The organism is Leifsonia poae (assembly GCF_050632865.1).
GTDB lineage: Bacteria > Actinomycetota > Actinomycetes > Actinomycetales > Microbacteriaceae > Leifsonia > Leifsonia poae_B.
Map to the genome: position 1 here is coordinate 1,435,708 of NZ_JBODSA010000003.1, position 6,383 is coordinate 1,442,090.

Annotated in this window: 8 protein-coding genes and 2 pseudogenes; 9 read left to right on the top strand and 1 reads right to left on the bottom strand. The window is 74.4% G+C overall.

Features of this window, described 5'->3' with window-relative positions; all coding sequences use genetic code 11:
• Positions 1–15 precede the first annotated feature (15 nt).
• The 4 genes and pseudogenes from ACRAWB_RS17535 to ACRAWB_RS17550 all read left to right on the top strand — a co-directional run bounded on the left by ACRAWB_RS17535 (position 16) and on the right by ACRAWB_RS17550 (position 2,283).
• Positions 16–777 (top strand): LamB/YcsF family protein, encoded by a 762-nt coding sequence (locus ACRAWB_RS17535; protein ID WP_431354489.1) that lies wholly within the window; start codon positions 16–18, stop codon positions 775–777.
• Positions 774–1,391, top strand: a complete 618-nt coding sequence (locus ACRAWB_RS17540; RefSeq protein ID WP_431354490.1) for a 5-oxoprolinase subunit B family protein — start codon at positions 774–776, stop codon at positions 1,389–1,391. The genes ACRAWB_RS17535 and ACRAWB_RS17540 overlap by 4 nt, the downstream gene beginning before the upstream one ends.
• A pseudogene (locus tag ACRAWB_RS17545) lies at positions 1,388–1,564 on the top strand (allophanate hydrolase subunit 2 family protein); the annotation flags it as partial. The gene ACRAWB_RS17540 and the pseudogene ACRAWB_RS17545, both read left to right, overlap by 4 nt.
• An 86-nt stretch (positions 1,565–1,650) precedes the next feature.
• Positions 1,651–2,283 (top strand): biotin-dependent carboxyltransferase family protein, encoded by a 633-nt coding sequence (locus tag ACRAWB_RS17550; protein ID WP_431354491.1) that lies wholly within the window; start codon positions 1,651–1,653, stop codon positions 2,281–2,283.
• An 18-nt stretch (positions 2,284–2,301) separates the two neighbouring features.
• Here ACRAWB_RS17550 and ACRAWB_RS17555 read toward each other — a convergent pair.
• Positions 2,302–3,173 (bottom strand): annotated as a pseudogene (locus tag ACRAWB_RS17555) (spermidine synthase).
• A gap of 102 nt (positions 3,174–3,275) precedes the next feature.
• Here ACRAWB_RS17555 and ACRAWB_RS17560 point away from each other — a divergent pair.
• From ACRAWB_RS17560 to ACRAWB_RS17580, 5 genes are all read left to right on the top strand, one after another.
• A complete protein-coding gene (locus ACRAWB_RS17560) occupies positions 3,276–3,806 on the top strand; it encodes a hypothetical protein (RefSeq protein WP_431354492.1) in 531 nt (176 codons plus the stop codon).
• Entirely contained in the window at positions 3,803–4,924 is a 1,122-nt protein-coding gene (locus ACRAWB_RS17565) for a sensor histidine kinase (RefSeq protein WP_431354493.1), read from the top strand. Before ACRAWB_RS17560 ends, ACRAWB_RS17565 begins: the two co-directional genes overlap by 4 nt.
• A 16-nt stretch (positions 4,925–4,940) precedes the next feature.
• Positions 4,941–5,600 carry a response regulator transcription factor gene (locus ACRAWB_RS17570; RefSeq protein ID WP_431354494.1) on the top strand — a complete coding sequence of 220 codons (660 nt, stop codon included), beginning with the start codon at positions 4,941–4,943 and terminating at the stop codon, positions 5,598–5,600.
• A 63-nt stretch (positions 5,601–5,663) separates the two neighbouring features.
• Positions 5,664–5,978, top strand: a complete 315-nt coding sequence (locus tag ACRAWB_RS17575; protein WP_431354495.1) for a hypothetical protein — start codon at positions 5,664–5,666, stop codon at positions 5,976–5,978.
• Entirely contained in the window at positions 5,975–6,298 is a 324-nt protein-coding gene (locus ACRAWB_RS17580) for a type II toxin-antitoxin system PemK/MazF family toxin (RefSeq protein ID WP_363805417.1), read from the top strand. Before ACRAWB_RS17575 ends, ACRAWB_RS17580 begins: the two co-directional genes overlap by 4 nt.
• The last annotated feature ends 85 nt before the right edge of the window (positions 6,299–6,383 follow it).

Here is a 6,383-nt window from a genome sequence, read left to right on the forward strand (position 1 = left end):
GAGACAATAGGCGGCATGCGCGCAGCGATCGACGTCAACAGCGACCTCGGCGAGTCGTTCGGCGCGTGGTCGATGGGCGACGACACCGCCCTGCTGCGGGTCGTGTCCAGTGCCAACGTGGCGTGCGGCTTCCACGCCGGGGACGCGTCCACCATGCTCGCCACGTGCCGCGAGGCCGCCGCCAACGGCGTGACGGTCGGCGCGCACGTCTCGTACCGCGACCTCGCCGGATTCGGCCGCCGCTCGATGGATGTGCCGCCCGGCGAGCTGCGCGACGAAGTCCTCTACCAACTGGCCGCGCTGACCGGCCTCGCCCGCGTCGCCGGCACCGCCCCGCGCTACGTCAAGCCGCACGGCGCCCTCTACAACCGCATCGTGCACGACGAGACCCAGGCGAACGCGGTCGTGGACGCCGTCGTCGCCTTCGACCCGTCGCTCGCACTGCTCGGCCTCGCCGGTTCGGCCGTCGAGCGCGCGGCGGGGGAGGCGGGCCTGCGCTTCGTCCACGAGGCCTTCGTCGACCGCGGCTACCGGGCCGACGGAACGCTGGTCCCACGCACCGAGCCGGGCGCCCTCCTGTCCGACGCGGACGCGATCGCCGACCGCGCGGTCCGCATGGTCGCCGAAGGGCGCGTGACCGCGATCGACGGCACGGACATCGACGTGCGGGTCGACTCGCTGTGCGTCCACGGCGACACCCCGGGCGCCGTCGCGATGGCACGCGCGGTGCGCGACGCCCTCGCCGCCTCCGGCGTCGCTGTGGAGCCGTTCGCGTGAGCCGCCGCATCCTGCCGTACGGCGACCACGCCCTGCTCGTGGAGCTGGACGACCTGGATGCCGTGCTCGCCCTGTTCCGGGGCCTGGAGGCGAGCCGCCCGACCGGTGTGGTGGACCTGGTGCCCGCGGCCCGGACCATCGCGGTCGTCGTGCAGCCGCGCATCCTGCCCCTCAGCGTCGCCGCCGCCTGGATCGACGGCGCCGAGCCGCTGCCCGCCCCGCCCGCGGACGCCGGGGTTGTGGAGCTCGCCGTCTGCTACGACGGCTCCGACCTCGCCGAGGTCGCGCGCCTGACCGGACGCACCGAGGCCGACGTCATCGCCTTCCACACCGGCCGCCCGTGGCGCGTCGCCTTCGGCGGGTTCGCGCCGGGATTCGCCTACCTCGTCCCCGACGGCGACCCGCTCGACGTGCCGCGCCGGTCCACCCCGCGCACGGCGGTGCCCCAGGGCGCCGTCGGCCTGGCGGGCTCGTTCAGCGGCGTCTATCCGCGCTCCAGCCCCGGCGGCTGGCAACTGATCGGGACGACCGACGCCGTGCTCTGGGACGAGACCGCCGACCCGCCCGCGCTGCTGCGCCCGGGCACCGTGGTGCGGTTCCGGGAGGCGACATGAGCGGCGGCATCCGCATCCTGACCCCCGGCCCGCTCGCCCTGCTGCAGGACCTCGGCCGCCCCGGCCTCGCCGCGCTCGGCGTCGGCGTCTCCGGCGCGCTCGACCGCGGCGCGCTGCGCCTCGGCAACCGCCTGCTCGGCAACGCAGAGGGCGCCGCGGGGATCGAGGTGCTGCTGGGCGGCTTCGAGGCCCGCTTCGAGCAGGACACGTGGTTCGCGGTGACCGGTGCCACCGGCCCCTGCTGCTCGATGATCGGCCCGTGGATGCGCACCAAGCCGTCCGCGCGGCCGCCGGCCAGGTGCTCCGCATCGGCACCGCCGCGACCGGGATGCGCTGGTACCTCGCCGTGCGCGGCGGCGTGGCCGTTCCGCCCATCCTCGGATCCCGCTCCCGCGACACGCTCGCCGGTCTGGGCCCCGCGCCGCTCGCCGCCGGCGACCTGCTGCCCGCGGGCGCCGCCTCCGGCACCGACGTGCCCTTGCTCGACTTCGTGCCCGTCGCCGATCCCGAGCCCGGACCCGTCGAGGTCCGCGCGCACCGCGGGCCACGGGCTGACTGGTTCACCGACGCGGCCCTCGAGGCGTTCTTCACCGTGGAGTGGCGCGCGGGGCAGGAGAGCGACCGCATCGGGATGCGCCTCGACGCGCCCGCCACGGCGCGGCACGTCGCGGCGGCGGCACCCCTGCTCGAACGCGCGGTCGACCGCGAGCTGCCCAGCGAGCCCATGGTCGCCGGGGCCGTGCAGGTGTCGCCCGACGGACGCCCGACCGTGCTGCTCGCCGACCATCCCGTCACCGGCGGGTACCCGGTGATCGCGGTGATCGCGGACGCCTCGCTCGACGCGTTCGCGCAGCTGCGGCCCGGCCAGGGCGTGCTGTTCCGGCACGCCTGAACGGCCTCGGCCTGCGGGTCAGTCCCGCCGCGTCCCGCTCTGGAAGATGCTGCGCGCCGGCGTCGGCGACGGCACGCTGGTCGCGTCCGTCACGATCGGCGCCCCGGCCGCGAACGTCCGCAGCTCCTCCCCGGCCACCGCCTTGGCTGGATGCGGTCCGCTGGCGAGCAGCCGCGGCAGCCACTCCAGCGGCAGGGGCGAGTTGGACCCGACCAGCACCACGTTCCCGAACCGTCGGCCCTTGAGCACCTGCGTCTCCGCCAGCGCCGCCACGTTCTCCACCGCGGCCCCCAGCGTCGACACCTGGCTGCGGGCGAACGTCAACGGTGGGCCGTCCGCCACGTTGACGAGCACGATCCCGTCCGGCTTCAGCAGCGAGACGGCCGATCGATAGAACTCCACGCTCGTCACATGCGCGGGCGTCCGCGAGCCGCTGAAGATGTCGACGACCAGCAGGTCGACCGAGCCGCGTAGCCCGGCGGGCAGCTTGCCGACCACCTCGCGGGCGTCCCCGTGCCGGATGCGGATCTGCGCGTAGCGGGGAGCGGCAGCTGCTCGCGCACCAGCTCCACCAGCTTGCTCTCGAGCTCCACCACCTGCTGCCGCGATCCCGGCCGCGTGTAGGCGATGTAGCGCGGGAGGGTGAGGGCGCCCGCGCCGAGATGGACCGCCGTGATCGGCTCGCCGGGCTCGCCGATCAGGTCGATGACGTTGCCCATCCGCTGCACGTACTCGAAGAACAGCTGCGAGGGGTCGTCGAGGTTCACGTGCGACTGCGGCGTCCCGTCCACGACGAGCTGGTAGGCGCCCGGCACGAACCGGTCCGGCTCCACGGTGGCCAGGTACCCGCTCTCGGAGAGGGTGACGGACGGGTTCTGGGAGGCGGGCACGCGGCAAGCCTAGTCGCGCTCCTCCCGCGTCCCGGCGGATCTCCACCCGGCCTCCACCCGCGGGTGGTCCCGTCCCCCGCGCGACGACGCGAGGCTGAGGTCATGACACTCCAGATGATCGCCAACGGCCTTCTCATCCTCCTGCTGATCGTGTGGATCGGCGTGCGCCAGATGACGTGGCGCCCGGTCGTCGTGAGCCGGATGTGGCGCTCGCCGCTGATCCTCGGCATCGTCGGCTGCGCACTGATCGCGCAGCAGGTGAAGCCCGCCTCGATCACCCCGCTCGACATCGCGGTGCTCGTAGGCGAACTGCTCTTCTCGCTGGGCGTCGGCGCATGGATGGGCGCCATCGCGCACTTCCGCCGCCTGCCCGAGCCTGTCGCCGCGGGACGGGACGGACGCGACCTCGCCGTCTACGAGTCCCGCACGGGGGCGTGGGGTATGTCGCTCTGGCTGGTGGTCGTCGCGGTCCGCATCGTCGTGGACGTGCTGGCCGCCCAGGCCGGGTCGCACCTGGCCGCGGCGACCGGCGTCATCCTGCTCGTCTTCGCGGCCAACCGGGTGGCTCGCACCGCCGTGTTCGCCGCGCGGCTCGAGCGCCACGCCGCCGTCGGCCGCATGATGGTCGAGTGATCGTCTCCTCCCGACCCGGCGGCCTCGCCCTCGCGCTGACCGTCTTCGGCGCGGCGGCCGTCGGCTACGGCCTCGTCACCACCCACAGCGGCGCGCGTCCGCTGTGGGTGGTCGTCGTCGCCTTCGCGTCCCTCGCCCTCTGGGTCGCGCGGAGCGTGCTCGCGCATTACGGGCTGGCTCGCTCGGCCCTGGTCTGCGTCCTGCTGTCGACCGTTCTAGGGTCGGTCGCGGCGGCGGCGACGGACGGCCTGACGGTCGTGCCGGCGGCCGTGGGCGTCCTCGCGGTTCTCGGGGACATCGCCGTGCCCCTCTGGAGCGGGTTCGCGCTCGCCGCCCTCGCGCTGCTCCTGACGGCGGTGGGCGCGGTGCCCGTCGGCACGCCGGTGCCGGCGCTGCTCTCGATGCTGGGCGGCATCCTGCTCGGCGCGTTCGGCGGCCTCAGCCGACGGCAGTTCCGGCGGGCGGAGGAGCGGGAGGCGCTGCTGAGGGAGCAGGACGCGGCGATGCGCGAGGAGGCGTCCCGCGTCGCCCTCGCCCGCGACCTGCACGACGTGCTCGCGCACAGCCTGGGCGGCCTGGTGATGCAGCTGGATGCGGTCGACGCGCTCCTCGAGGCCGGCGACGACGCCGCCGCGCGCTCCCGCGTCATCGACGCGCGACGGCTCGCGGCCGACGGTCTCGCGGACGCACGGCGAGCTGTCGCCGCCCTCCGCACGCCCGTCGAGGCGAGCGGTGCGGAGACAGTGACCGCGAAGGACGTGCAGCGGACCCTCGACGACCTGGTGTCGGCCCACCGCTCGCTCGGCGGCTCCGTGGAGCTCGCGGTCGACGGCGAGGGCCGCCCGCTCGCCGCGGATGCGGCCGGCGCCCTGCAGCGCGCTCTCCAGGAGGCGCTGAGCAACGCACGCAAGCACGCTCCCGGCGCGCCGGTCGACGCGCGGCTGTCCTGGCAGACTGACCGCGTGCGCCTCGTCGTCTCCAACCCCTCACCGCGCCGTATCCCGGGCTCGCGCGCTCCGGAGGCGGTCACGGCCTCGTTGGGATGGCCGAGCGCTTCGCCGCTCTCCCGCACGGCGGCTCCGCGACCGCGACGGCCGACGCCGGACGGTTCACCGTGACCGCGGAGGCGCTGCTGTGACGGACGCAGCCCGCATCCGGGTGGCGGTGGCCGACGACCAGGCTATCGTCCGGGACGGCCTCGTCACCGTGCTCGGGCTGCTGCCGGACGTCGAGGTCGTCGGCCAAGCCTCTGACGGGGCGGAGGCCGTCGCGCTCGCCGTGTCCGAGCATCCGGACGTGCTCCTGATGGACCTGCGCATGCCCGTCCTCGACGGCGCCGCCGCGACGGCGCGGGTCACTGCCGAGGCGCCCGGCACCGCGGTCCTCGTGCTGACCACGTACGCCGACGACGCCTCCATCGTCGCGGCGCTCCGGGCGGGCGCCCGCGGGTACCTGACGAAGGACGCCGGCCGCGCCGAACTGGCGGCCGCGGTCCGCGCGGTCGCGAGCGGGCAGTCGACGTTCGCACCGGAGGTCGGCGCGCGCATCGTCCACTCGCTCACGGCGGCGGCACCCGCCGAGCCGCAGCCCGTGGACGCGCTCCTGGCCCGCTTCCCGACGCTCACCCGCCGAGAGGCCGAAGTGCTCGCGCTCGTCGCCGACGGCCTCAGCAACGCAGAGATCGCCCGCACCCTCTACGTCGGCGTCTCCACAGTGAAGACGCACATCAACGCGCTCTTCGCCAAGCTCGCCGTCCGCGACCGCGCCCAGGCGATCGCGCTCGTGCGCTCCTGACCCAGACAATGCATGCATCACTTTCGGGTTGATGTGCATCACCGACTCGGCGAGACTGGACATATGAGCGCCCTCGCCACTCCCTCGACGCCCCGACGGCGCCTGTCCGTCCCGCTGACCGATCGCGACGAAGAGGAGCTGAGGGTCGTCCGGCGCTCGCCGGTCCGCCTCTCCGCACTGATCGACGTCGACGCACGCGCCAGCGACGCACAACTCGTCCACGCCGTCTTCGAAGCCGGCCTGGAGCATCTGCGTGAAGCCGAGGAGGCTGCCGAGTACGTCGCTCTGGCCGCCGACGACGAGTGGGCGGACGAAGAGCGCCGCCGTCGCGAAGGGCGCGCGCGGGCCGGACGGCGCGGCGGGTCCTCGAGCCGGTGAGCGAGTACCGGCGCGGCGAGGTCTACCTCGCCAGAATGCCCGGGTTCGATGAGGCGAAGCCCTACCTCGTCGTCAGCAACAACCGGCGCAACGCGGGTCTGGAGAGTGTTCTCGTGGTCCGGATCACCACGACGCTGAAGCGGAACCTGCCCAGCATCGTCGCGGTGCCCGACGGCGAATGCGTCGTCGGCCGTGTGCTGTGCGACGACGTGCAGCCGATGTACCCGGAGGACGTGCAGCGCCGCCTCGGCGGCTTGAGTCCGCGGACCATGCGCTCAGTGGAGGACGGCCTGCTCGCGGCCTTCGACATCCGTCGCTGACCCGCTCCTGACCCCCCGGTAGCGCAACCGCCTCCGCCGGGGAAGGATGGCAGCGTGACCGACCCGACGCCTCCCGACCTCGTTC